Below are 25,907 nucleotides of genomic sequence, written 5' to 3'. Positions count from 1 at the left end.
TTTATGGTGGTTAGATTTCTTTTTATGATTCTTTTTACCACTGTGACTATGGCGCAGGAATCTGCTTTTTCTGAACTAAAAGGGAAAATAAATGGTGGCGCTTTTAACGTGGATGGAGTATATGTTATTAATTTAAGTACCGAAAAAGCTGTGATAACGGCTAGTGATGGCTATTTCAATATTGCGGGACTAGCTGGGGATACCTTGTTGTTTTCGGCGGTGCAGTTTAAAAGAAGACGAATTGTATTGGCGGTCAAAGACTTTAGTGATGCATTGTTTTTTGTAAAAATGGAGCCGATTATGAATCAGTTGGACGAGGTCGTAATTCGGCGGTATGATAATATCAATTCGGTTTCATTGGGTATAATTCCATCAGGTCAGAAATCCTACACAGCCGCAGAAAGAAAGTTACAAACCGCTACGGGTTTAAATGCTTCTGCTTCTGCGGGATCTATGGCTGGAGGCTCTGTTTCTGCAGATCCTTTGTTTAATTTTTTGAGTGGCAGAACGGCCATGCTTAAAAAAGAGCTTAAAGTAGAAAAGAAAGAGTCTTACATGAGACAGTTAGACGCCATGTTTGATAGAAGTCATTTTGTAGATAAGCTGAAGATTCCTGCAGACTACATTAAAGGATTTGAATATTATGCTGTAGAAAACGAAAAATTTACAAAAATTTTAGAATCAAAAAATAAAATAACAACTGAATTCTTACTAGGAGAGTTAGCTCTAAAATACAATGAAATCCTTGCTTGTGAAAACGAATAGTACTTTTGTCTTGTTTTTAATTTTATTTTCTCAGTTTGTTTTGGGACAAAGTGTCGAGCCTAAGAAAATTCATGGGAAAATTAGTTTTGATTCTGTTTCTGTCGAAGGGGTTAATATTAGTAATATAACCGCTGCTAATTCAACTACTTCTGATGAAAGCGGAGATTTTTTTCTTTTTGTAAAAGAAGGGGATGTTTTAGTCTTTTCTGCTATAAATCTTGTAACTTTACGTAAACGAGTTGAAAAAAACGATTTGACTTCGAGTCTTATGCAAATTAAAATGACTACAAAAAGTATTGATTTACAGGAAGTTGTTATTGATGAGCGAAGTCAGATTAGTGCTGAGAATTTAGGAATCATTCCGTTTGGACAAAAGAAATATACGCCTGCCGAAAGAAAATTATATACAGCAACCTCGGGCGGCGGCATTGATGGTCTTCTGAATTCTATTTCAGGACGAAAGACCATGATTAAAAAAGAAGTTGCGATTGAATATAAAGAGCAAATGTTAGTCAGGTTAGACTATCTTTTTAAACCTGATTATTACACTGAAACCCTAAATATTCCTGAAGAATATATACGGGGATTTCAATATTATTGTGTTGAGGACGATGATTTAGTAGCTTCTTTAAAATCGAGGAACAAAACATTATCTCAATTTCTGATTATCAGCTTAGCTAAAAAATACAATAAAATCATAGCAAATGAAAACTAAAATAGGAATCTTAATCTTCTCTTTGTTTTGTCAGTTTTGCTTTAGTCAAATTGATTCTAGAAAAACATTGAAAGGCCAGGTTAGAAACGATTTGGCTCCCGTTGAAAACGTAATTGTTTTTAATGTCAACTCAAAAACAGGCGTCATTGTAAATCAATTTGGTTTTTTTGAGGTTGAGGCAAAAGTAAATGATACACTGGTTTTCTCGAGTTTGACATTTAAATCTAAAAAAATCGTGCTTTCGGAAAAAGAGTTTATAAATCCTCAATTTGTGGTAGTATTGGAAGTTTTTACAAATGAATTGAAGGAAGTTTTAATAGCAGCCAAAAAAGAATTAAGCCCTATTTCTGGCGGATCACAGAGGTATGTTGACGTAAAATATTATGGTGATGACCATTCTGCGCCAAAAAATATAACTATGCCTCGAGACGGAAGTATTGAGTATGGAATGGACTTTGTTAGGATATATAAAGATGTTTTGAAAATATTGAGAAAGAGTAATCCTGAAAAAGTCGACTTTTATAAAGACACCAGCTTCTCAGAGCTAGTCTTGAAAAAAATTAATTATTCTTTTTTCTCCAATACATTAACTCTAAAAGATGATGAAATTAAACTCTTTCTAGTTTTTTGTGAAAATGATCCGCGATCAAGAGCTTTAATGCAGCCTAGTGAGGAATTCCAACTTATGGATTTTCTAATTACAAAAAATACGGAATACAAAAAAATTACAGTTTTTTAGCTCTAAAAAGACAATCTCTTTTGGTTACTATGAATTAATTTAACTTAATTGATTTTATGATAACAAAAAAGGAAGAGTACGATAGAATTCCTATTTTTACAAAATGAAAAAAATAATAGCATATCTAGTATTCGGAGTCTTCTTTGTGAGTTTAACTTCTTTTGGCTTTCATAAATTTTATGTGGCGATATATCAAATTAATTATGCTTCAGAGAAGCAAATGTTGCAAATAACTGCTCGCGTTTTTGTCGATGACTTGAATAACGCCTTGGAAAAAAAATACAAAAAGAAGTTTTATTTAGGTACAGACACGGAATCTCCTGAAGATGTGGTTGTCCTTAAAAAGTATCTCGCTGAAAATCTCACAATGAAAGTCAATGGGCAATCTAAGGCAATGGGATTTTTAAGTAAAGAAATGGAAGGTGATGTTCTTATTTGTTATTTAAGCATTAGGGATGTCTCTAAATTAAAATCACTTGAGGTTTACAATACTATTTTAGTTGGTTGGAATTCAGAGCAACAAAATATTGCTCACTTCACTGTTTTAGGCGCTAAGGAAAGCTTTCTTTTTACTGCATCTTCCACTAAACGAATGTTAAAATTCTGATAAAAGATTTGTTATTTGTTAAAAATCAGTATTTTCACGCACTTAAATAATTTCGAATTCTATCCATGAAAAAAATCACATTATTTTTTATTCTCCCAGCAATGTTGTTTGCTCAAGAGAAAGCGACAACGGTCTCTCCAAAACAATCAGGCAAGTACGATACGAACAAATTTAGTCAGATGTACGATTTATTAGCAACGCCTAATATGTTTCGTAACGCTGCGGGAGCTCCAGGTCCAGCTTATTACCAGCAACAAGCAGATTATAAAATTAATATTGAGTTAGACGATAAAAATTCTAAATTAAGTGGTAATGAAACGATCACTTATTATAACAATTCACCGGATAATCTAGAATATTTATGGGTGCAGTTAGATCAAAATCAAGCCGCTAAAAATTCTCAATCTCCGTTAGTGGAAAGTGAAAGAATAACACAAACTTTTCCTGCTTCTGGATTTGTAGATAAATTTTTGAAAAAAGATTTAGAGCGCGGTTTTAATATTGAATATGTAAAGGATGTTAAAGGTGCTCCAATGAATTACACCATTAACCAAACTATGATGAGAATTGATTTGGCTTCTCCAATGAAACCAGGTACTTCGATGTCATTTTCAATCAAATGGTGGTATAACATTAATAATTACCAAAAAGAAGGAGGTCGTTCTGGCTATGAATTATTCGAAAAAGATGGAAATAAATTATATGTAATTGCTCAATTCTATCCTAGAATGGCAGTTTATAATGATGTTGAAGGTTGGCAGAACATGCAATTTTGGGGAAGTGGAGAATTCGCTTTGCCATTTGGAAATTTTGATGTTAACATAACTGTTCCTGCAGACCACGTTATGGAGGCTACAGGTGAATTACTGAATAGAAGCGAAGTGTTTACTGCTGCTCAAGTAAAGCGATATGAGTTAGCGGAGAAAACATTCGATAAACCGGTTGTAATTGTTACTCAGGCAGAAGCTGAGGCAGCTGAAAAAGGTTTTTCTGACAAGAAAAAAACATGGAAGTTCAGCGCTAAAAATGTTAGGGATTTTGGGATAGCTACTTCGCGAAAGTTTATTCTTGATGCAATGGCTGTACAATTAGATTCTAAAACTTCAATGGCGATATCGCTTTATCCTAAAGAAGCAAATCCACTGTGGGGAGAAACGTCAACAGCAATGGTGGCGCATACTTTAAAAAGCTATTCTAGAATGACATTTGATTACCCTTATTCGAAAGCAGTTTCGGTTTCTGCAGAAGACCAAGGAATGGAATATCCCATGATTTGCTGGAACTTTGGTCGTCCTGATGAAAATGGAAAGACAAGTGAGCAAATTAAAAACGGAATGATAGGCGTTGTGATTCATGAAGTAGGACACAACTTTTTTCCAATGATTGTGAATTCAGATGAACGTCAATGGACTTGGATGGATGAGGGTTTAAACTCTTTCTTAGAATATGTTGCTGAGGAAGAATTAGGAACTAATTTTCCTTCTAGACGAGGTCCAGCTAAGAATATTGTACCGTATATGAGTGGTGATCAAAATTTCTTGGAGCCAATCATGTCAAATTCAGAAAATATAATACAGTTTGGAAATAATGCATACGGAAAGCCTGCTACAGCTTTGAATATACTTAGAGAAACAATTATGGGTAGAGAATTGTTCGATCATGCCTTTAAGGTGTATTCAAACCGTTGGAAATTCAAGCACCCTACACCTGAAGACTTTTTTAGAACAATGGAAGATGCTTCTGGCGTTGATCTTGACTGGTTTTGGAGAGGTTGGTTTTACTCCACTGATTTTGTAGATATTGGAATTAAAGAGGTAAAGCAATATTACGTTTCTGAAACTCCTACAAAGGAACTGAAAGATTCGAAAGTAAGAAAAGGACGTTTTGGTACAGATAAAGGGCCGTATGTTTATTTAATTGCAGAGAATAGTACTGAGTTAAAATCAAGTCAAAAGAAAGGCTTGGAAATTGAAGATGTGAAATTACTGTCAGACTATGTGAGCACTTTAACTGCCGAAGAAAAAGGAAATCTTAAGTCTCCAAAGTATTTCTACGAAGTAGAATTCAATAAACCAGGCGGATTGCTAATGCCTATCCTTGTTGAATTAACGTATGAGGATGGATCAATTGAAAACTTTAAATATCCAGCTCAAATTTGGAGAAAAAATAACGATACCGCTAAGAAGGTTTATGCTACTGAAAAAGCGATAAAAAAGATTCAGATAGACTCTAAGTTAGAAACAGCAGATATTGATGTAACTAATAATACTTGGCCAAAAACAGAGTTGAAATCTAAATTTGACTAAGAAATAGTTAAGAATAAAAAAGACTCAATTTTGAGTCTTTTTTTGTGAAAAAATTAAAAGGCGTGGATTCTAAATTTGGTATCTTTGCAGCAATTAAAATTAATAATTATGTTTGGCATAGGAGGAGGAGAGTTAGTTTTTATATTGTTTATTGTGCTAATGCTTTTTGGTTCAGATAAAGTACCAGAAATGGCGCGTGCTATGGGTAAAGCTATGGCGCAGTTAAAACATGCTACTAACGATATAAAAAGTGAAATTCAAAAAGGAGTGGAGGCTAATGGTCTTGATACTAAATCCTTGACAGATTTAACCGGTAGTTTTAATGCGCAGGTCGATAAGGTTAAGAATGATCTTATGGGTGATTCTATTGCTCAAGCTACGAAGGTTCAGGAAGATATAGAAGAGATTACAGGACCTGTCAAACGAACTAAATAATGCTCGATAAAATTCTGGCCCTAGATACTAAATTACTCATTTTTTTGAACAGTTTGGGTTCAGAAACGTATGATGGACTTTGGTTAATAATTACGAAACAAGCGTACTGGGCTCCTTTTTTTGTTTTTCTATTATATATTGTCTATAAAAAATTAGGACTAAGACAAACGGTATTTTTTGTTTTGGCTATTGCCGTTTTAATTACATTTACAGATCAGGCAACTAACTTGGTGAAAAATGGGTTTCAAAGGCTACGCCCCTGCAGTAATCCAGAAATTAACTCGATTATACGTGTAGTACAAGTTCGCACTTCCTATAGTTTTTTCTCAGGTCATGCTTCCAACAGTATGGCGGCTGCGACCTTTATTTATTTTGTTATATTTCGACACTTCAAATACGGCTACTTATTGTTTTTATGGCCATTGGTATTCGCTTATAGTAGGATTTATTTAGGCTTGCATTATCCCCTTGACATTATATGTGGTTATTTATTCGGAATATTTTCGGGCTATTTAGTCTTTAAAATCTATCAAGCACTTCAAAAAAAGTATTTTCCGTTATAGATCCTTAAGAAGCAATTCCAGCTTTACATTTCAATCTTATGAATGAAAATAGTTTTTTCAATAACAATAAAGGAGCTTCTTTTAGTCGCTCTTTTTTGTTTAGAAAAAAATCATTTTCATTCACAAGGATATTCTTTTTAATCTGGGCTAAAGCAGTAATTTGCGGAAGAAGGATGTTTTTTAGAATAAGAAATTATAATACTCTACTCACTGTCAAACCATCTCTGATAGGCAATAGCACCGTTTCAACTCTAGTGTCATTTTTTAGTAATTCATTATATTCTACTAGTATTTTTGTGCTCAGGTCGTTTGGGTGCAGTGGTTCTAGTACTTTTCCGCTCCACAAAACATTATCAGAAAGGATAATTCCTCCTTTGTTCATTTTTGGCAAAATGATATTAAAATAATTAATGTAGTTTTCCTTATCAGCATCAATAAAAACCAAATCAAATTTTACATCTAGTACAGGTATAATATCTACTGCTTCACCTAGATGTTGTATGATTTGCTTTCCCCAAGGCGATTTGTCAAAATGTTTCCTTTGAAAATCTACTAATTCTTCTTTAATGTCAATGGTGTGAAGTGTTCCGCCGTCTTGCATTCCTTCGCACAAACACAAAGCGGAATAGCCTGTATAGGTGCCGATTTCAAGAATATTCACTGGGCGAATCAGTTTTGCAAGCATGCTTAAAACACGTCCTTGAAAATGGCCACTCAACATGCGTGGTAATAATATTTTCTGATAAGTTTCTTTATTTAAAGCGGCTAATAGAGCGGGCTCTTTTTCAGAATGTTGTTCGATATAATCTTCTAATTCTTGGGAAATAAAATGCATTATTTTAATTTAAAATTACTTAAATCTTGGTAGTTATTCCAAAATCGCAATAGGTATATAGTTTTGTTATCAATTGAATGATACATCGTAATTTGTTTTTTAATTACCATCTTGTAGACATTCTGATAACCGGGTTTAGTGAAAATTATATTCTTTTTTGTTAGCAACGAAATCGAATAATTTAGTTCATTAATAAATTTTTAAACTTGCTTTTTCGACCAAAGATTTTCTAAAAATTCAATGTTTTTCAATAATCATTTTTGGATGCTAAAGTCCATTCAATTTTTATCCTTAAAGTATTTTGAATACTTTTTTTTAGTTTCTTCCATCACCAAATCGTGCGAGATGGTTTGCTTTTTCTCGACTGGTATAAGAGCTTCGTCTATCGCTTTTTTTTCTTGTAATGTTATTGAATTTTCAACAGATGTATCGGGTGTTTCTTCGCTCAAATAATTGTCAAAAACTGATGATACGATGCGCAATGAGCGTTCGTCTGCATCTTCAAGTTGCCTTTGAATTTTTTGTTTTAATTCTTGAAGTCCCATTTTTTACTGTTTTACATACAAATTTACGATAATTTACAATAGGTTTCTAAGTTGGTTCTGTTCTTCTGATTCGATTTTCTATAAAATTATAGACTTCTAACTCTTGGAAAATGAAGTGTATTTGCACGGTTTTTTTTAATTTGCTGCAAAGTTATTAAATTAACAAAACAACAAATCGAGAAATAGTCATTAAATTTGCAGCATGCAAATTGAGAAAAAAGACATACGATCAGTATCTAAGGAATTATTACGTGAATTTTTTGTCGCTCATGGTGACAAAGCTTTCCGCGGGAATCAAGTATATGAGTGGCTGTGGAGTAAAGGCGCTCATAGTTTTGAGGATATGACTAATATTTCAAAGGAAACACGTGCCATGTTAGAAAGTAACTTTGTTATCAACCACATAAAAGTGGATAAGATGCAGCGTTCTGAAGACGGTACTGTGAAAAATGCAGTTCGTTTGCATGATGGTTTAGTGGTGGAATCGGTTTTGATTCCAACAAACACTAGAACAACAGCCTGTGTTTCTAGCCAAGTGGGTTGTAGTTTAGATTGTAATTTTTGTGCTACGGCAAGATTAAAGAGAATGCGAAATTTAGAGCCAGCCGAAATCTACGATCAAGTATTGGCGATCGATAAGGAGAGTCGCTTGTACTACAATCATCCTCTGTCAAATATTGTGTTTATGGGAATGGGAGAGCCGCTCATGAATTATAATAATGTGATGAAAGCGATCGAAATGATCACTTCGACGGAAGGTTTAGGGATGTCTCCAAAAAGAATTATGGTTTCCACATCTGGAGTGCCAAAAATGATAAAGAAATTAGCTGATGATGATGTAAAAATCAAACTAGCGGTTTCGCTGCATTCAGCAATAGACGAGATTCGAGCTAAAATAATGCCTTTTAGTAAAAATTTTCCTTTGGCTGATTTAAGAGAATCATTAGAATATTGGTATAGAAAAACCAAAAGCAAAATTTCCTACGAATATGTAGTGTGGAAAGACATCAATGATAATAAAGAATCTATTGATGCATTGGTGAAATTTTGTAAATATGTTCCTTGCAAAGTGAATCTTATTGAATACAACCCAATTGATGACGGCGAATTCCAGCAAGCATCCGAAGAAGCTACAAATGCGTACATAAAGGCACTAGAAGCGAGCGGAATTGTAGTTAAAGTACGCAGAAGTAGAGGAAAAGATATCGATGCTGCTTGCGGGCAATTAGCTAATAAAGAAGGGTAGTTTTTTAATGGATCGAATAAATTACTAATTACTCCATATACAAACAGGGTTGGCTTTATTTAAGTCAACCCTGTTTTATTTCATAGTTTGTTTGACCTATTCAATTGCTTAAAAATAATTTATTGTGCTAACGGGCAATTATTTTTCTTAATGTCGTGCTAAAAGTAATTTTAAGACTAATTATTTTACTAAAAGATGTAACTTTGAATCCTAAATGAATGTTACCTCACAAATAAAACAGCCGATACTTAAAGAAATGGAACTTTTCGAAAAAAAGTTCTACGAATCGATGACTTCGCAAGTGGCTTTGTTGAACAGAATCACTTATTATATAGTGAATCGAAAAGGGAAGCAAATGCGTCCCATGTTCGTTTTCCTGACTGCTAAAATGGTTTCTGAAGGAACAGTGAACGAGCGAACGTATCGCGGTGCTTGTGTTATCGAACTAATTCATACGGCAACTTTGGTTCATGATGATGTAGTAGACGACAGCAATCGCCGAAGAGGTTTTTTCTCCATCAATGCCCTTTGGAAGAATAAAATTGCAGTTCTTGTTGGAGATTATTTGCTCTCCAAAGGCTTGTTACTTTCCATCGATAACGGTGATTTTGATTTATTGAAAATAATTTCGATTGCTGTTCGGGAGATGAGTGAAGGGGAATTACTCCAAATCGAAAAAGCCAGAAGACTCGATATCACTGAAGATATTTATTACGAAATCATTCGAAAAAAGACAGCGACACTTATCGCTGCCTGTTGCGCTCTTGGTGCAAAATCAGTGATTGAGGACGAAGTTCAGGTAGAGAACATGAGGAAGTTTGGTGAACTAATCGGTATGGCATTCCAAATTAAAGATGATTTGTTTGATTACACTGAGGATGCTATTGGGAAACCAACAGGTATTGATATCAAAGAACAAAAAATGACTTTACCACTAATCCATGTTTTAAATACTTGTACTTCTAAAGAGAAATCTTGGGTTATCAATTCGATAAAAAACCATAATAAGGACAAAAAGCGCGTTAAAGAAGTGATTGCCTTTGTGAAAAACAAAAACGGCTTACTTTATGCCGAAAATAAAATGGTTGAATTTCAGCAAGAAGCGCTTTTGCTTTTAGATAATTATCCTAATTCAGATTTCAAAGACGCCTTAATCTTAATGGTGAATTACGTTATTGAAAGGAAAAAATAAAGAATATTCTTAAGTTCAAAAATCTTTTAATTTACATTCGATTCTAAATTAGCTGCAGTTATAGTTTTGTATATTTGCACTTTTCCACTTATAAAATGATTTCAAAAGCGACTATAGATACTGTTTTCGAAACTGCTCGTGTTGAGGAGGTTATTGGCGATTTTGTCCAATTAAAGAGAGCAGGAAGCAATTTTAAAGGACTGAGTCCATTCTCTGATGAGCGTTCCCCATCTTTTATGGTTTCGCCAGCGAAAGGGATTTGGAAAGATTTTAGTTCTGGAAAAGGCGGAAATTCGGTTGCTTTTATAATGGAACACGAGCATTTTACTTATCCTGAGGCCATTCGGTACTTAGCAAAGAAATACAATATAGAAATAGAGGAAACGGAACAATCAAATGAAGAAAAAGCCCATGCCGATGTTCGCGAAAGCATGTATTTGGTTTCTGAATTTGCTAAAACCTATTTTCACAAAACCCTTCTAAATTCTGAAGAAGGTAAAGCAATTGGTCTTTCTTATTTTAAAGAGCGAGGTTTTACTAATGATACCATTGAAAAATTTAGCCTTGGTTATTCTCCAGATACTTGGGACGCTTTTACAAAAGAAGCACTTGGAAAAGGCTATAAATTAGAATTCCTGGAAAGTACAGGATTAACAATTCCTAGAGAAGACAGACCTTTTGACCGTTTCAAAAGTCGTGTGATGTTCCCAATACAAAGTATGTCAGGGAGAGTACTTGGTTTTGGAGGTAGAATACTCACTAATGATAAAAAAGCGGCTAAATATTTAAACTCACCAGAGAGCGAAATTTACCATAAGAGCAAGGTGTTGTATGGAATTTATCAAGCCAAACAATCTATAGCCAAGCTCGATAATTGCTTTTTAGTCGAAGGTTATACCGATGTTATCCAATTTAATCAAGCCGGAATTGAGAATGTAGTTTCGTCTTCTGGTACCGCTTTAACACCAGACCAAATACGATTAGTAAATCGACTTACAAAAAATATTACGGTGCTTTTTGACGGTGATGCCGCGGGATTGCGAGCTTCCATTCGAGGAATTGATTTAATTCTGGAAGAAGGAATGAATGTGAAGATTTGTACTTTTCCTGATGGAGAAGACCCGGACAGCTTTGCTAAGAAAACGTCCCACGATGATCTAGTTGCTTATCTCGAAGACAATGCAAAAGATTTTATTCAGTTTAAAGCTTCGCTTTTAATGAACGAAGCAAAGAACGATCCCATTAAAAAAGCTGATTTGATTCGGGATATGGTTGTTAGTATTTCTAAGATTCCGGATAGAATTCAACGCGAAATATACATACAGGAATGTTCTCGAATTATGGATATTTCAGAGCAGGTTTTGGTGAGTACTTTGGCACAATTAGTTCAGAAAGACACTGCTGAGGTAGGTAAAAAGCAAAAGCAAGAATACAAAGCATTAGAAGTTATAAAAAATGAAATCCCTGCCGATACGGAGAAAGTGGATATTCTTTACCGCTTAGAACGAAAAATAATAGAGATATTACTTTTATATGGCGATAAAACAGAAGAATTTGAAGATGTACTTTTACGATCGAATGGTGAAGGCGAAATTGAGCATGTGATTGAAAAAAAGGAATACAAAGTATTTCACAGGATCTATCTGAGTTTGCAGGAAGATGAGGTAGAACTTGCAAATCCTTTATTTCGTGATATTTTTAATGATTTAATCAATTATTATCTTCAACATGATGGCTTCAGTCTAGAGCAGTACTTGATGCGTTTGCAACCTGAATTCGCTCAAGAGGTAACTGATATTTTAATGGAAGATGAAAGGCTGGTGATGCACAACTGGGAAGGACAGAATATTTTTCCTAAATATAAAAAGGATACAATAAGCCAAAACGTGTCGGAGACGATTTTAACCCTGCGCTGGTATTTAGTAGGTAAAATTATTGAAGAAATAAAAAGCTCCATAACATCTGAATCAGATAATACGGAGCCAATGACTATGATTAGAGACTATCTTGGTTTAACCGCTGCCTTTTCGAAAAAATTAGGAAGAGTTATGTCTCGTTTTTAATTATACTATTTCTAGTTTTTTTGCTTTGTTTACTAAATCTACTAAATTAGTAACATTCAGTTTAGTTAATAAACGCAATTTGTAAGTACTTATCGTTTTCTCGTTAAGACCTAGAATTTCAGCAATTTCGTGATTCTTTTTACCACCGCTTAAATAACGCAATACTTCCACCTCGCGATTAGAAAGTTTGCGATACAAACGTTCACTTTTGCTTTGTTTTGCGATTAAGGCAAGATTTTTCTTCACGGTTTCATTCATGATTATCTTTCCTTGATTCACTTTTATTATTGACTGGCCCAAAGTTTCCAGTTTTTCTTTTTTATGAACAAATCCTGAAACTCCTGCTTTAATAGCGTTTGGCGCATAAATCTGTTCAGAAAGACCACTGAATATGATGATCTTTGTTTTTGGGAAATTTTTCAAAATTGATTTGACTTCAAAAATACTGGCAAGACCTTCTAATTCTAAGTCCAATATTAAAACATCAATATCTTTAGTTTGGAGTATATCGCGAATCATTAAAAAATTACCAACATTGGCAACTAATGATATTTCAGCATGATCTTTAAAATAAGATTTCACTCCAAAATGTACTACCGGGTAGTTATCTGCTAGACAAACTTTAATCATGATTTTTAGTTTTTAGAGTTTTTTGTCACAATTCATTATTAAATATAAAGGAAATTAACTATTAATTCTAATTTTTCGGATAAAAGGTAATTAATCCCGATTAACTAAACAAACAGGTATTTCTTTCATTTTATGTTGATTAATTTTGTTTAGGCGTTTGTATATTTCAAACACCTTTTTTTCTCTTTCAGAGAATTCTTCAATTGATTTTCCTGCTTGATCATGAAGCATTGCCCACTCTAATTCATCGTAAGTAGCACCTAATTGTACTTCATCTGTTTTATCATCACCAAACAATCCATCAGATGGAGCTGCGTTTAAAATGGAATTGGGAACTTCTAGATATGCCGCTAATAAAAACACTTCGGATTTCATTAAATCGGCAATGGGACTAAGGTCGACACCGCCATCTCCATATTTTGTAAAAAAACCAACGCCAAAGTCTTCTACTTTATTTCCTGTTCCAGCCACTAAGAGTCCGTGAACACCAGCAAAATAATACAAAGTTGTCATTCGTAAGCGTGCTCGCGTGTTTGCAAGAGTAAGATTGAGCTTGTTTTGTTCAAAATCAGTCGGAACTTCTTTTTTTAATGTTTCGAAAACGGAAGTTAGATCCGCAAGAGATTCTGAAACATTAGGAAACCTATTTTTCAACTGATTAATATGTTCTCGTCCACGACTCACATGGCTTTCGTGTTGATGAATTGGCATTTCAACACATAAAACCTTAAGCCCTGTTTGTGCGCATAAAGTGGAAGTTACTGCCGAATCTACTCCGCCGGAAATTCCAACGACAAACCCATTTACATTTGCATTTTCAGCATAGGTTTTTAACCAATTAACAATCTGGAAGTTTACTTTCTCCACCTGAAGCGTATTTTTTTTAATCATAATAGTTTACGTATTCAATAGTAGGAATGTATATTTGCAAAATCAAATTCGGAAGAATTGTGATTTGATTGATTTTTCCGATGCAAATCTAATTAAAAAAAAATGAAAATATTTATATATAGTATTTTTCTGTGTTGCTTTTTTTTATCCTGTGGTAAAAAAGATAAAGCAGAAGCAGCTATAAATGACATCCCTATGAAATTAGAGGTAGAGCGTTTTGATAAAGTTTTTTTCGAAACTGAGCCAAAAGATCTGTATAAAATAAAAAAGGAATTTCCATTTTTTTTTCCTCATGGAAATGAAGATGCGGTTTGGTTAGAAAAAATGCAGGATCCACTTTGGAGGGAATTATATACTGAGGTACAAAAGAAATACGAAAATTTTGATGAAGTCGAAAATAATCTTGAAGTGCTTTTTAAACGTATGAAGTATTATTTTCCAGAGGCGAAGACTCCCAAAGTGATTACGGTAATCTCGGAAATGGATTATAATAACAAAGTGATTTATGCAGATAGTATAGTAATTATTTCGCTTGAGATGTATTTAGGAAGAGAGCATCGATTTTATCAGTTTCCTAAGTATATTAAGCAGAATTTTGAAGAAAGCCAGATTATGCCTGACGTTGTATCTCGCTTTTACCAGCGAAAAGTGGCTCCAGATACCGATAAATATTTTTTGTCTAAAATGATAGCGGCGGGAGAAGAGTTGTACTTTAAAGATGTTTTGCTACCTGATTATAGTGATGCTGATAAGATGGGATATACGGAGGCGCAGATAGGATGGAGTGTCGAAAACGAGAGTTATATTTGGCGTTATTTTATTGAAAAAGAAATGCTTTACAGTGATGATCAAAAATTAATTCCGCGCTTTATAAGTCCGGCTCCCTTTTCTAAATTTTATTTAGAAATAGACAATGAATCTCCTGGGCGAGTAGGAGCTTGGATAGGATGGCAAATTGTTCGCTCCTATATGAAAAACAATGAAGTATCTTTGCAACAATTATTAGATACAAGTGCGAAAGAAATATTCGAAAAATCAAAATACAAACCTAAGAAGTAATGTCAGATAAAAACAGATCGGAAATAAAATTCCTAGTAGAATTAGATGAAAACCGTGTTCCAGAAAAATTATTATGGTCCGCGCAAGACGGCGGAGTAGAGCTTGAAGAGGCAAAAGCGATTATGCTTTCTGTTTGGGATAGTAAAGCCAAAGAAAGTATGCGTATTGATTTATGGACGAAAGATATGCCAGTTGATGAAATGAAAATTTTCTTTCATCAAACCCTAGTGGCGATGTCAGATACTTTTCACCGTGCTACAGGTGATGAGAAAATGGCGGACACCATGAAGGATTTCTGCGAATATTTTGCTGAAAAGCTAGAATTGAAAAAGTAAGAGTACTTACTTTATAAATAAAATATCCCAAAGCTTATTAGATAAGTTTTGGGATATTTTTTATTTAGAAAAAAACCAGTCTGTATTTAAAACTGACTGCTATTTTTGAAAACTTCTTGGTTTACTTCGTCAATGTATTGTAAAACATCTTCTTTTCCCAATGACTCCGTTGCAGAGGTCACGAAGTATTGTGGCATTTCGGCCCAGTTATTAGCGAACATGTTTTTCTTGTAAGCTGCAATATGCGAATCAATTTTTACTTTACTGATTTTATCAGCTTTGGTAAAAATGATACAAAACGGAATTTCGCTTTCGCCCATATAGGACATAAATTCAATGTCTATAGTCTGCGCTTCATGACGAATATCGATTAAGACAAAAGCACAAACTAGCTGTTCTCTTGTTTCGAAATAATCTGTAATAAACTGCTGAAAAACTGATTTTGTCTTTTTGGATACTTTAGCATAACCATATCCTGGTAAATCAACTAAGAACCAATTGTTGTTGATTAAGAAATGATTGATTAGCTGTGTTTTTCCAGGTCTTCCAGATGTTTTAGCTAATTTTTTTTGGTTGGTCAACATATTGATTAATGAGGACTTTCCAACGTTAGACCTGCCTATAAAAGCATATTCTGGCAAACGGTCTTTTGGACATTTGCTCACATCGGAGTTGCTAATTACAAATTCGGCGGTATTGATTTTCATATTTTTTTGTGTATAATCTCTTGTTATGTCGAGATGCTTATAGATTGGATTTTGTTAGCCACTCTTCAAGCACGCGATTGAACTCTTCTGGTTGTTCCATCATTGCTGCGTGACCACACTTATCAATCCAATATAAAGAGGAGTTGGGTAATAATTTATTAAATTCTTCGGCTACATCCGGCGGTGTAACTTTGTCGTTTTTTCCCCAGATAATACAAGTTCTCACATGCATCTTTGGAAGATCTTTTGCCATATTATGACGAATTGCACTTTTAGCAATAGTTAATGTTTTGATTAGTTTTATTCTATCATTAACGGTTGCATAAACTTCTTCGATCAATTCTGGTGTAGCAATTGCGGGATCATAGAATACGTCCTCTGCTTTTTTCTTAATATATTCGTAATCGCCTCTTTTTGGATAACTATCACCCATGGCGCTTTCATACAGTCCTGAACTTCCTGTGATGACAAGTCCTGCTACTTTTTCAGGATACATTTTTGTATGATATAAAGCGATGTGACCTCCTAGTGAATTTCCTAGTAAGATTACTCTATCAAAACCCTTAAAAGTGATAAAATCCTTTACATATTTAGCAAAGCTTTTTACGTTTGTTTTTAAAATATTTTGAGTATAAATAGGTAAATCTGGAATAACAATTTTGTATCCTTTTTCAGAAAAATGTCTGGCTACAGCATCAAAATTACTTAATCCTCCCATTAGCCCGTGTAAGATTACAAGCGGCGTTCCTTCTCCAGCTTCATAATAGCTGTATTTACCTTCTTTTTTATAGTTTTTTTCCATTTTGTTGAATACGGATTTCCAATTTTCACAAATATATGATTTAATAAATAAAAATGAATTTTTGAAAACGATTTTTAAACAGATTAGGCCATTTTAATTGCATTTATTTATTATGAGCTGTGTTTTGTGTAAAATCACTTTATTTTAAAGATGTTTTCTGTTAATAATAAACTAACGCAGTAGTTAAAATCTTAATAATAATTGGGTGAGAATTTCTATAGTTTGAGAATTCTTAGAGGTATCTTATAAAGCAGCTAACACCTTGACAGTCTGAATGTCTCATTACTACGGGGTTTTGCTTCCTAGTGGTTAAACTTATTAACAAAGTGGGAGATAGTGGTAGATAGTGGTATTATTTTTCATATTTTTGCTCTATAATCATCTAAAGCTATTCTTTTGAATACAATTGTTGGAACATATGAATGTAAGGTCGATGCTAAAGGAAGGTTGCTGTTGCCAGCGCCTTTGAAAAAGCAATTGACTGCTTCTCTTCAAAGCGGATTCGTTTTGAAGCGTTCTGTTTTTCAACCTTGTTTAGAGTTGTATCCAATGGAAGAATGGGATTTGATGATGGCTAAAATCAATAAGCTAAACCGATTTGTGAAGAAGAATAATGATTTTATTCGAAGATTCACGGCGGGTGTAAAAATTGTAGAAATAGATTCTTTAGGAAGATTATTAGTCCCTAAGGATTTAGTGGTTTTTGGAAGTATTTCTAAAGAGGTAGTCTTTTCTTCCGCTGTGAATATAGTTGAGATTTGGGATAAAGATCTTTACGAAAAATCGATAAGTGGTGAAGACTTAGATTTTGCTGATTTGGCAGAAGAGGTAATGGGAAATTTAAATGACGACGACAATGGAATATCATAATCCGGTTTTACTACATGCATCAGTAGATGGTTTAAATATTAAGCCTGATGGTGTTTATGTAGATGTAACCTTCGGTGGAGGAGGACATTCAAAAGAGATATTAAGCAGATTGGGACCAGAAGGAAAACTTTTTGCTTTCGATCAGGATGAAGATGCTTTAGCAAACGCCTTGCAAGATGAGCGATTTACACTTATCAATGAGAACTTTAGATTTATCAAGCGTTTCTTGCGTTTTTATGGATTAAAAAGTGTTGATGGGATTTTGGCAGATTTGGGTGTTTCTTCTCATCAGTTTGATGTTGCAGAAAGAGGTTTTTCTACTCGATTTGATGCTGGATTAGATATGAGAATGAGTCAGAAAAACGACTTAAATGCATACAAGATTGTAAATGAGTATGAGGAGGCTGATTTAAAACGGGTGTTTTTAGATTATGGAGAGTTAAAAAACGCTCCAGCTTTAGCTAGAACCATTGTTGAAGCTAGAGAAATACAGCTTATTAAGACGACCGACGAATTAAAAGAAGTTTTGGCAAAATATTTACCAGACAGAGTAAGGAATAAAATACTAGCTCAGATCTATCAAGCTATTCGAATTGAAGTAAATCAAGAAATGGATGTTTTAAAGGAGTTTTTAGAACAATCATTAGAGGTATTAAAGCCAGAAGGACGATTAAGTGTGATCTCGTATCATTCATTAGAAGACAGGTTAGTGAAGCGATTTATGAAAAACGGAATGTTTGAAGGAGAGCCTGAACGTGACTTTTTTGGAAATTTCTCGGTTCCATTTAAGACTGTTGGTAAGCTAATAGTTCCTGACAAAGAAGAAATTAAACTAAATAATAGAGCCCGAAGTGCTAAATTAAGAATAGCTGAAAAGAAATAATCTAGAATGAAAAATGGTGTTTATAACATATTAAAAGCGAGATTTCTTATCGACGATGATGCGATGAAAAATTGGCGTTTTATCGTTTTTCTTATTCTTTTAGCGATAATTATGATTGCTAATACACAGCAGTTTGAGCAGAAGGTTTTTAGAATAGCAAAATTATCAACTGAGGTAAAAGAATTGCGTTCAGAATTTGTTGACAGACGTTCCCAGTTAATGAAATTGAAAATGGAATCTACGGTTTCTGAAAAGATGGTAGAAAAAGAAATTTTTCCATCGACGGTTCCACCAATTAAAATCAAAGTAAAAAAAGAAGAAGAGAAAACTTTTCTTAAAAAAATATGGCAGTAGAAGATAAACAAATATCATACAGAATCTATCTCGTTGCATTTGCTATCCTTTTGGTAGCGATTGCTATTGCTGTGAAATTAACTAATATTCAGTGGGTTGAAGGAGATTATTACAGGAAATTAGCTAAAGAGAGAACGGTTAAGAATTTTGTTATTCCAGCAAATAAAGGGAATATATATTCTTCTGATGGAAGTTTGCTAGCGACTTCAATTCCTAATTATGTTATACGTTTTGACGCTTTAGCTCCAAAAAAAGAAGTATTCGAAAAAAATGTACAGTCTCTGTCGGATTCACTTGCTACTGTGTTGGGTAAATCAAGTAGTTTTTATCAAAACGAGCTTAGAAGAGCCAGAGCAAATAACAATCGATATTATTTAATCGCCAGAGGCTTAAGTTATACAGATTATATAAAAATTAAAGGTTTTCCCTTGTTTGAACTAGGCGCTTATAAAGGGGGTATTATTATCGAACAAAAAACGGTAAGAGAACATCCGATAGGTAAAATAGCCGAACGTACTATTGGTTATGAAAGAAAAACACCTTCTGGTGAGTATGATGGAAAAGGAATCGAATGGGCCTACAGAAAATACTTGAATGGAAAAGACGGTAAGATTCTGAAACAAAAAATCGCAAAAGGACAATGGAAACCTATTCGTGATGTTAACGAAGTGGATCCTCAAGATGGCTACGATGTAATATCAACTATTGATGTTTACATACAAGATATTGCTCATCATGCCTTATTAAAGCAATTGCAAGAGTTTGAGGCTGATCATGGTTGTGTGGTGGTAATGGAAACAGAAACGGGAAAAGTACGTGCTATTTCTAATTTAGGCAGAGCAAATGATGGCACTTATTATGAGACAACTAATTATGCTGTTGCCGAATCGCACGAACCGGGTTCAACTTTTAAATTAGTTGATTTAATGGTGCTTCTTGAAGACAAAGTTGCTGATACAAGTACCGTATATGATACAAATGGAGGGGAAATAAGATATTCAGGAAAAGTAGTAAGGGATTCGAAAAAAGGTGGTTATGGTAAAATATCATTAGCGAGAGGATTCGAACTGTCTTCTAATACGGTTGTGGTACAAGCAGTTTATGAAAATTATAAAAACAATCCTTCGAAATTTGTTAATTATGTAAATTCTTATGGGTTTAATAAGAAGTTAAATATGGATTTTCAAGGGGAAGGAAGGCCTTTTATTCCGCAGCCAAGCGATAAAAGCTGGTCAAATATATCACTTCCTTGGATGGCTTTTGGGTACGGAGTTTCAATAACGCCTATGCAGACTTTAACGTTTTATAATGCTGTTGCCAATAATGGTGTGATGGTAAAACCACAATTTGTGTCAGAAATTAAAGAGTGGAACAAAACCATTGTAAAAATGGAAAAGGAAGTGCTAAATCCAAAGATATGTTCTCCTGAAACACTTTTGAAATTAAAAGAAGTTTTGAAAAATGTAGTTAGAAAAGGGACTGCGTCTAAATTATATTCGAAAGATTTTTCGATGGCTGGTAAAACAGGTACGGCTCAAGTAAATTACGGTAAACGAGATGGTACGCCTATGCATTACGCATCTTCATTTGTGGGTTATTTTCCTGCTGATAAACCTAAATATTCTTGTATTGTGGTAGTGCATAAACCAAGTACTGCAAAAGGGGACTTTTATGGCGCTGGTGTTGCTGGTCCCGTATTTAAAAGAATTGCACAAAAGATTTTCACAGATGTTCCTTCGACAAATGAGATAAGAAATATAAACAGAAAAATTCCTAAGCAGGAAAAGAATTACGATAACTACTTTGCTAAGTTACAAAAACAGCAGCGTTCAATTCCAGATGTAAAAGGAATGCCAGGAATGGATGCAATTGCCTTACTAGAAAACTTAGGCGTAAAAGTAAAAGCTGTTGGGATGGGAAAGGTTAAGGCGCAATCGCTTCAAGCGGGTCAGGATATAATAAAAAACACAACTATAACATTAGAATTATTGTGATTATACTAAAAGACATATTATACAAAGTTGCAATCGAGGCCGTACATGGTTCGACTGAAATTGCTATAAACAAAATCGAATTTGATTCAAGAAAAGTTGAAAAAAATGACGTTTTTGTAGCGATTCGAGGATCTGTTTCTGACGGACATGATTATATTCAAAAGGCAATCGAGCTAGGCGCGATAGCGATTGTATGTGATACTTTTCCTGAAGTTTTCGACAAAGGAATTACTTATATTCAATTAAAAGATACAAATACAGCATTGGCCTTTATGGCTGCTAATTATTTCGGAAATCCATCTGATCAATTAAAATTAGTAGGTATTACAGGAACAAATGGGAAGACTACAATTGCTTCTTTACTATATCAATTATTCAAAAAAGCAGGTTATAAAGTAGGCTTAATCTCGACGGTTAAAATTCTAGTTGATAACATCGAATACAAAGCGACGCATACAACGCCAGATTCAATTACCATCAATCATTACTTAGCCGAAATGAGAAATGAAGGTGTCGAATATTGTTTTATGGAAGTGAGTTCTCATGGAATTCATCAAAAAAGAACAGAAGCATTGCATTTTGTAGGTGGTGTTTTTACTAATTTATCTCACGATCATTTAGATTATCATCCCACGTTTGCCGAATACAGAGATGTGAAAAAATCATTTTTTGACAACCTACCGAAAAACGCTTTTGCGTTGGTAAATAGTGATGATAAAAATGGCGCTATAATGTTGCAAAATACTATAGCTAGTAAACGTACATATGCATTGAAATCATACGCTGATTACAAAGCGCAAATTCTCGAAAATCAATTGTCTGGTTTGCTGTTAAAGGTGGAAGGAAATGAAGTTTGGGTAAAACTAATCGGGACTTTTAATGCTTATAATGTTTTGGCAATTTATGGTACTGCTGTCGAATTAGGATTAGATAGCTTAGAGACACTTAGATTGTTGTCTGAATTAGAAAGTGTTTCTGGAAGATTCCAGTTTATTGTTTCTAAGACAAACATCACGGCGATTGTCGATTATGCACACACGCCAGATGCATTAGAAAATGTTTTGAAAACAACAAATGATATTCGAACGAAAAACGAACAACTAATTACAGTTGTGGGTTGTGGCGGTAATAGGGACAAAACCAAGCGACCAATTATGGCGAGTATCGCCTCTCAATTGAGCGACAAAGTAATCCTTACTTCTGATAATCCAAGAAATGAGGATCCTGAAACTATCATTAAAGAGATGGAAACAGGTGTTTCGGCAGAAAATTACAGAAAAGTACTTTCAATAACTGACAGGAAACAAGCTATAAAAACAGCTTGTCAATTGGCTCAGCCAAATGATATTATTTTGATTGCGGGAAAAGGACATGAAACTTACCAAGAGGTCAACGGGGTGCGTCACGATTTTGACGACATGAAAATAGTAAAAGAGATATTAGAACAACTTCATAAATAGTAAAAATATGCTGTATTACTTTTTTGAATACTTAGACAAGACATTGAATGTTTCGGGGACGGGAGTTTTCCAATACATAACATTTAGATCGGCTTTAGCCTTTATACTTTCGTTGTTGTTGTCTACAATTTATGGAAAAAGAATTATCCGATTTTTGCAAAATCAGCAAGTAGGAGAAACTGTTCGTGAACTTGGGTTAGCGGGACAAAATGAAAAAGCGGGAACACCAACCATGGGAGGTTTGATCATCATATTTGCTACTCTTGTTCCTGTTATGTTGTTTGCAAAATTGCAAAACATATACATAGTACTGTTGATTGTAACTACTTTATGGATGGGGACAATTGGTTTTATAGATGATTACATTAAAATATTTAAAAAAGATAAAAAAGGATTAAAAGGTGGTTTTAAAGTAGTTGGACAAGTAGGTTTAGGCCTTATTGTTGGTGCTGTTCTTTATTTTAGTCCGGGAGTTACTGTACGTACTGATACTGGAAAAGTTGATGTTTTTAGAGTTTCTACGGAGAACGTTATTACGCAGAGTCCGGTCGAGGAAAAATCGACAGCTACTACAATTCCTTTTTTCAAAAATAATGAATTTGATTATGCTGAATTATTAGCTTGGACAGGAGAAGGATATGAAAAATGGGCTTGGTTAATTTTTATTCCTGTAGTTATTTTTATTATCACGGCAGTTTCAAACGGAGCCAATTTAACAGACGGAATCGATGGGCTCGCAGCAGGAACTTCGGCGATATCGGTCTTAGCGCTGGGAATCTTCACCTTCGTTTCTGGAAATATTATTTTTTCGAATTATCTAAATATTATGTACATCCCTAATTCAGGGGAGATGACCGTTTTTATTGCTGCCTTTGTTGGGTCTTTAATTGGATTTCTTTGGTACAATTCCTATCCTGCATCTGTATTTATGGGAGACACAGGAAGTTTGACAATTGGTGGAATCATAGCTGTGCTAGCAATAGCTGTTCGAAAAGAAATGCTGATTCCATTATTATGCGGAATATTTTTGGTTGAAAATCTATCGGTTGTGATACAAGTTGCTTATTTCAAATTTAGCAAGAAGCGCTTTGGCGAAGGCCGTAGAATTTTCCTGATGGCGCCATTGCATCATCATTATCAAAAGAAGGGTTACCACGAAAGTAAAATTGTAACTCGATTTTGGATTGTAGCTATTCTTCTCGCTATACTTTCGATCATTACTCTAAAATTAAGATAATATGAGACTAGTAGTTTTAGGTGGAGGAGAAAGTGGAGTAGGTACTGCCATTTTAGGCAGGAAAAAAGGATATGATGTTTTTGTATCTGATTTTGGAAAAATAAAAGAGAATTACAAGAAAGTTCTTATAGATAATGGTATTGATTGGGAAGACGAAAAGCATACAGAGGATTTAATTCTAAATGCCGATGTAGTCATGAAAAGTCCTGGGATTCCAGATAAATCTCCAATTGTAAAAAAACTGGTTGAAAAAGGGATTTCGGTGATTTCTGAAATAGAATTTGCCGCTCCTTTTACTAAGGCAGTTACAATAGGAGTTACAGGAAGCAATGGAAAAACGACCACTACGATGTTGACTTATCACCTGCTTAAATCGGGTGGACTAAACATAGGATTGGGCGGAAATATAGGTAAGAGTTTTGCCTTGCAAGTTGCTGAAGATAAATACGATTCTTACATATTAGAATTGAGTAGTTTTCAGCTGGACGGGATCGTGGATTACAAGCCCCATATTGCTATTATTACAAATATAAGTCCGGATCATTTAGATAGATACGATTATAATTATCAAAATTATATTGATTCTAAAATGAGAATTACAATGAATCAAACCGAGGATGATTACCTCATTTATGACGCAGATGACGAGGCCATAACAGCATGGTTAGGAAATAATAAAACGAACGCTAAATTAATCCCTTTTTCCTTGACAAAAACATTCAACGAAGGAGCCTTTATACAAAACAATAAAATGGAAGTAAAAATCAATCAGGATGAATTTTTAATGGAAACAGAATCTATTGCATTAGAAGGAAAACATAATATGAAAAATGCAATGGCAGCAACCTCTGTGGCAAAATTGATGCAAATTAGAAAAGCAACAATCCGTGAAAGTTTATCTAATTTTCAAGGAGTGGAACACCGCCTTGAGAATGTATTGAAAATTCAAAACGTACAATATATCAATGATTCAAAAGCAACTAACGTAAATGCTACTTTTTTTGCACTAGACAGTATGAATATGCCTACAGTGTGGATTGTGGGTGGTGTTGATAAAGGAAATGACTACAATGAATTGATGTCATTAGTACGTGAAAAAGTAAAAGCTATTATTTGTCTTGGTGTTGATAATAAGAAAATCATCGATGCTTTTGGGAATGTAGTTGATATGATGGTTGAAGTAACAAATATGAATGATGCTGTAAGAATGGCACAACGATTGACCGAGAAAGGAGATGCTGTATTGCTGTCGCCTGCCTGTGCGAGTTTTGATTTGTTTGAAAGCTATGAGGATAGAGGAAATCAATTTAAACAAGCGGTTCATAATCTATAATTTTAGAGTTAAGATTTAGATTTTATAAAGAATATATAAATAATACAAATGAAACAATTAATAGGTAGATTAAAAGGAGATAAAGTAATATGGTCATTCGTGGCTTTATTAGCCTTGTTTTCGTTTATGCCTGTTTTTAGTGCCAGTAGTAATTTGGCTTATTTAGGACATGGAACTGGAAATACATTGGGGTATTTGGTAAAACATTTAGTTCATATTTGTATCGGTTTTTTAATTATTTATGGCGTACATCGAGTTCCGTATCATTATTTTAGAGCAATATCTAAGGTGGCGTTACCCGTGGTTTGGTTATTATTACTTTATACTCTAATCAAAGGAACTGTAATTGCTGGAGCAAATGCAAGTAGATGGATTCAGGTGCCTTTTATAGGGATGTCATTCCAGACGTCGACATTGGCATCAGTAGTGTTGTTTATATTTGTAGCCCGTTATTTATCTAAAACTAGAGAAGAGCCAATAAGCTTTAAGACCTCGTTATGGGAGCTGTGGTTGCCGGTATTTGTAACTTTGATTCTAATTTTGCCTGCTAATTTCTCTACTACAGCATTAATTTTTGCAATGGTACTTATGTTGGTTTTTATTGGAAAATACCCATTAAAATATCTTGGAGCGATTGTAGGTTCAGGTTTTTTGTTTCTTGTTTTTTTTGTGCTTGTCGCCAAAGCTTTTCCGGATTCGCGATTTTTTAGTAGGGTAAGCACTTGGGAGAGTAGAATCGAAAATTTCAGTACGGATAAACCAGATGAAGATGATTACCAAATTGAGAAGGCTAAAATAGCAATTGCATCAGGTAAAATTTATGGATTAGGTCCTGGAAAAAGTGTTCAGAAGAATTTTTTACCACAATCCTCGTCTGATTTTATTTACGCCATTATAGTCGAAGAATATGGTCTTATCGGCGGATTTGGAGTTCTAGTCTTATATTTATTATTGCTATTTCGATTCGTGATAGCGTCGCATAAAGCTAATACAACCTTTGGAAAGTTAGTCGTCGTTGGGCTTGGTTTTCCAATGATATTTCAGGCGATGGTCAATATGGCTGTAGCTGTAGAATTATTGCCGGTGACGGGTCAGACTTTACCGCTAATTAGTAGTGGAGGTAGTTCTATTTGGATGACTTGCTTTGCGCTTGGAATTATTATCAGTGTAACTAAAAAGGATGAGGAAATTGAAGAAGAACTGAAGACAGCTGCTAAGCGTGAAGAAGCACTTCAAAAATTAATCGATGCTGAGTTAGAATCGGAACATAAGATGGAGGAGGATTATTCTATACAAGATAAAACTTCAAACCCGATGAACGCAGTTTTTAATAAATAATAC

At 34.3% G+C, this 25,907-nt stretch carries 26 protein-coding genes; 20 read left to right on the top strand and 6 right to left on the bottom strand.

Annotation, left to right across the window (positions count from 1 at the left end; all coding sequences use genetic code 11):
- Positions 1-24: 24 nt before the first annotated feature.
- The 7 genes from E0F98_RS01415 (at position 25) to E0F98_RS01385 (ending at position 6,130) form a co-directional block, all read left to right on the top strand.
- Entirely contained in the window at positions 25-765 is a 741-nt protein-coding gene (locus tag E0F98_RS01415; protein WP_243699182.1) for a carboxypeptidase-like regulatory domain-containing protein, read from the top strand.
- Positions 752-1,480 (top strand): carboxypeptidase-like regulatory domain-containing protein, encoded by a 729-nt coding sequence (locus E0F98_RS01410; protein ID WP_243699181.1) that lies wholly within the window; start codon positions 752-754, stop codon positions 1,478-1,480. Before E0F98_RS01415 ends, E0F98_RS01410 begins: the two co-directional genes overlap by 14 nt.
- Positions 1,470-2,219 (top strand): hypothetical protein, encoded by a 750-nt coding sequence (locus E0F98_RS01405; RefSeq protein ID WP_132108483.1) that lies wholly within the window; start codon positions 1,470-1,472, stop codon positions 2,217-2,219. Before E0F98_RS01410 ends, E0F98_RS01405 begins: the two co-directional genes overlap by 11 nt.
- A gap of 103 nt (positions 2,220-2,322) precedes the next feature.
- Entirely contained in the window at positions 2,323-2,826 is a 504-nt protein-coding gene (locus E0F98_RS01400) for a DUF6702 family protein (protein ID WP_132108481.1), read from the top strand.
- Positions 2,827-2,891: 65 nt separating this feature from the next.
- Positions 2,892-5,132 carry a M1 family metallopeptidase gene (locus E0F98_RS01395; protein WP_132108479.1) on the top strand — a complete coding sequence of 747 codons (2,241 nt, stop codon included), beginning with the start codon at positions 2,892-2,894 and terminating at the stop codon, positions 5,130-5,132.
- 108 nt (positions 5,133-5,240) lie between these two features.
- On the top strand, positions 5,241-5,567 hold the full coding sequence (locus E0F98_RS01390; protein WP_132108477.1) for a Sec-independent protein translocase subunit TatA/TatB: 327 nt from the start codon (positions 5,241-5,243) through the stop codon (positions 5,565-5,567).
- Positions 5,567-6,130, top strand: coding sequence for a phosphatase PAP2 family protein (locus E0F98_RS01385; protein ID WP_132108475.1), 564 nt, complete (start codon positions 5,567-5,569; stop codon positions 6,128-6,130). Before E0F98_RS01390 ends, E0F98_RS01385 begins: the two co-directional genes overlap by 1 nt.
- A 193-nt stretch (positions 6,131-6,323) precedes the next feature.
- Here E0F98_RS01385 and E0F98_RS01380 read toward each other — a convergent pair whose 3' ends face one another.
- Entirely contained in the window at positions 6,324-6,965 is a 642-nt protein-coding gene (locus E0F98_RS01380) for an O-methyltransferase (protein ID WP_132108473.1), read from the bottom strand.
- A gap of 278 nt (positions 6,966-7,243) precedes the next feature.
- On the bottom strand, positions 7,244-7,510 hold the full coding sequence (locus E0F98_RS01375) for a hypothetical protein (protein ID WP_132108471.1): 267 nt from the start codon (positions 7,508-7,510) through the stop codon (positions 7,244-7,246).
- A 202-nt stretch (positions 7,511-7,712) separates the two neighbouring features.
- Between E0F98_RS01375 and rlmN the strand changes: the two genes are divergently transcribed.
- The 3 genes from rlmN to dnaG all read left to right on the top strand — a co-directional run bounded on the left by rlmN (position 7,713) and on the right by dnaG (position 12,011).
- Positions 7,713-8,756, top strand: a complete 1,044-nt coding sequence (rlmN, locus tag E0F98_RS01370) for a 23S rRNA (adenine(2503)-C(2))-methyltransferase RlmN (protein ID WP_132108469.1) — start codon at positions 7,713-7,715, stop codon at positions 8,754-8,756.
- Positions 8,757-8,970: 214 nt separating this feature from the next.
- Positions 8,971-9,948 (top strand): polyprenyl synthetase family protein, encoded by a 978-nt coding sequence (locus tag E0F98_RS01365; RefSeq protein ID WP_132108467.1) that lies wholly within the window; start codon positions 8,971-8,973, stop codon positions 9,946-9,948.
- A gap of 95 nt (positions 9,949-10,043) precedes the next feature.
- Positions 10,044-12,011, top strand: a complete 1,968-nt coding sequence (gene dnaG / locus E0F98_RS01360) for a DNA primase (RefSeq protein WP_132108465.1) — start codon at positions 10,044-10,046, stop codon at positions 12,009-12,011.
- On the opposite strand, the gene E0F98_RS01355 is transcribed toward dnaG, so the two are convergent.
- Both E0F98_RS01355 and nadE read right to left on the bottom strand, forming a co-directional pair.
- Complete coding sequence (locus tag E0F98_RS01355; protein WP_132108463.1) at positions 12,012-12,641, bottom strand: response regulator transcription factor; 630 nt, start codon at positions 12,639-12,641, stop codon at positions 12,012-12,014.
- 90 nt (positions 12,642-12,731) lie between these two features.
- A complete protein-coding gene (gene nadE, locus E0F98_RS01350; RefSeq protein ID WP_132108461.1) occupies positions 12,732-13,532 on the bottom strand; it encodes an NAD(+) synthase in 801 nt (266 codons plus the stop codon).
- Positions 13,533-13,634: 102 nt separating this feature from the next.
- Between nadE and gldB the strand changes: the two genes are divergently transcribed.
- Positions 13,635-14,591 (top strand): gliding motility lipoprotein GldB, encoded by a 957-nt coding sequence (gene gldB / locus E0F98_RS01345; RefSeq protein WP_132108459.1) that lies wholly within the window; start codon positions 13,635-13,637, stop codon positions 14,589-14,591.
- A complete protein-coding gene (gene gldC, locus E0F98_RS01340; protein WP_132108457.1) occupies positions 14,591-14,926 on the top strand; it encodes a gliding motility protein GldC in 336 nt (111 codons plus the stop codon). The genes gldB and gldC overlap by 1 nt, the downstream gene beginning before the upstream one ends.
- Before the next feature lie 86 nt (positions 14,927-15,012).
- On the opposite strand, the gene yihA is transcribed toward gldC, so the two are convergent.
- The gene (yihA, locus tag E0F98_RS01335; RefSeq protein ID WP_132108455.1) at positions 15,013-15,633 is read right to left on the bottom strand and encodes a ribosome biogenesis GTP-binding protein YihA/YsxC; all 621 of its coding nucleotides are present in this window, start codon (positions 15,631-15,633) and stop codon (positions 15,013-15,015) included.
- Between the two features lie 37 nt (positions 15,634-15,670).
- Complete coding sequence (locus tag E0F98_RS01330; protein WP_132108453.1) at positions 15,671-16,435, bottom strand: alpha/beta fold hydrolase; 765 nt, start codon at positions 16,433-16,435, stop codon at positions 15,671-15,673.
- Between the two features lie 396 nt (positions 16,436-16,831).
- On the opposite strand from E0F98_RS01330, the gene E0F98_RS01325 reads away from it, so the two are divergent.
- Genes E0F98_RS01325 through E0F98_RS01290 form a run of 8 tightly spaced genes read left to right on the top strand, consistent with a single transcriptional unit; the run spans position 16,832 to position 25,904 of the window.
- Positions 16,832-17,305 (top strand): division/cell wall cluster transcriptional repressor MraZ, encoded by a 474-nt coding sequence (locus E0F98_RS01325; protein ID WP_132108451.1) that lies wholly within the window; start codon positions 16,832-16,834, stop codon positions 17,303-17,305.
- The gene (gene rsmH, locus E0F98_RS01320) at positions 17,280-18,188 is read left to right on the top strand and encodes a 16S rRNA (cytosine(1402)-N(4))-methyltransferase RsmH (RefSeq protein ID WP_207917078.1); all 909 of its coding nucleotides are present in this window, start codon (positions 17,280-17,282) and stop codon (positions 18,186-18,188) included. Before E0F98_RS01325 ends, rsmH begins: the two co-directional genes overlap by 26 nt.
- A gap of 6 nt (positions 18,189-18,194) precedes the next feature.
- Positions 18,195-18,542: an FtsL-like putative cell division protein gene (locus tag E0F98_RS01315; protein WP_132108447.1), complete on the top strand. Its 348-nt coding sequence runs from the start codon at positions 18,195-18,197 to the stop codon at positions 18,540-18,542.
- Positions 18,533-20,536, top strand: a complete 2,004-nt coding sequence (locus E0F98_RS01310) for a penicillin-binding protein (RefSeq protein WP_132108445.1) — start codon at positions 18,533-18,535, stop codon at positions 20,534-20,536. Before E0F98_RS01315 ends, E0F98_RS01310 begins: the two co-directional genes overlap by 10 nt.
- Positions 20,533-21,996, top strand: coding sequence for a UDP-N-acetylmuramoyl-L-alanyl-D-glutamate--2,6-diaminopimelate ligase (locus E0F98_RS01305; protein WP_165929264.1), 1,464 nt, complete (start codon positions 20,533-20,535; stop codon positions 21,994-21,996). The genes E0F98_RS01310 and E0F98_RS01305 overlap by 4 nt, the downstream gene beginning before the upstream one ends.
- 7 nt (positions 21,997-22,003) lie before the next feature.
- Positions 22,004-23,233 carry a phospho-N-acetylmuramoyl-pentapeptide-transferase gene (gene mraY / locus E0F98_RS01300; RefSeq protein ID WP_132108443.1) on the top strand — a complete coding sequence of 410 codons (1,230 nt, stop codon included), beginning with the start codon at positions 22,004-22,006 and terminating at the stop codon, positions 23,231-23,233.
- Between the two features lies 1 nt (position 23,234).
- Positions 23,235-24,566: a UDP-N-acetylmuramoyl-L-alanine--D-glutamate ligase gene (gene murD / locus E0F98_RS01295; RefSeq protein WP_132108441.1), complete on the top strand. Its 1,332-nt coding sequence runs from the start codon at positions 23,235-23,237 to the stop codon at positions 24,564-24,566.
- Between the two features lie 48 nt (positions 24,567-24,614).
- Complete coding sequence (locus E0F98_RS01290; RefSeq protein WP_132108439.1) at positions 24,615-25,904, top strand: FtsW/RodA/SpoVE family cell cycle protein; 1,290 nt, start codon at positions 24,615-24,617, stop codon at positions 25,902-25,904.
- The last annotated feature ends 3 nt before the right edge of the window (positions 25,905-25,907 follow it).

Source organism: Flavobacterium hiemivividum (assembly GCF_004349145.1).
GTDB lineage: Bacteria > Bacteroidota > Bacteroidia > Flavobacteriales > Flavobacteriaceae > Flavobacterium > Flavobacterium hiemivividum.
Note: the sequence above shows the minus strand (reverse complement) of the source record. Positions and strands in the feature narration are given on the sequence as shown.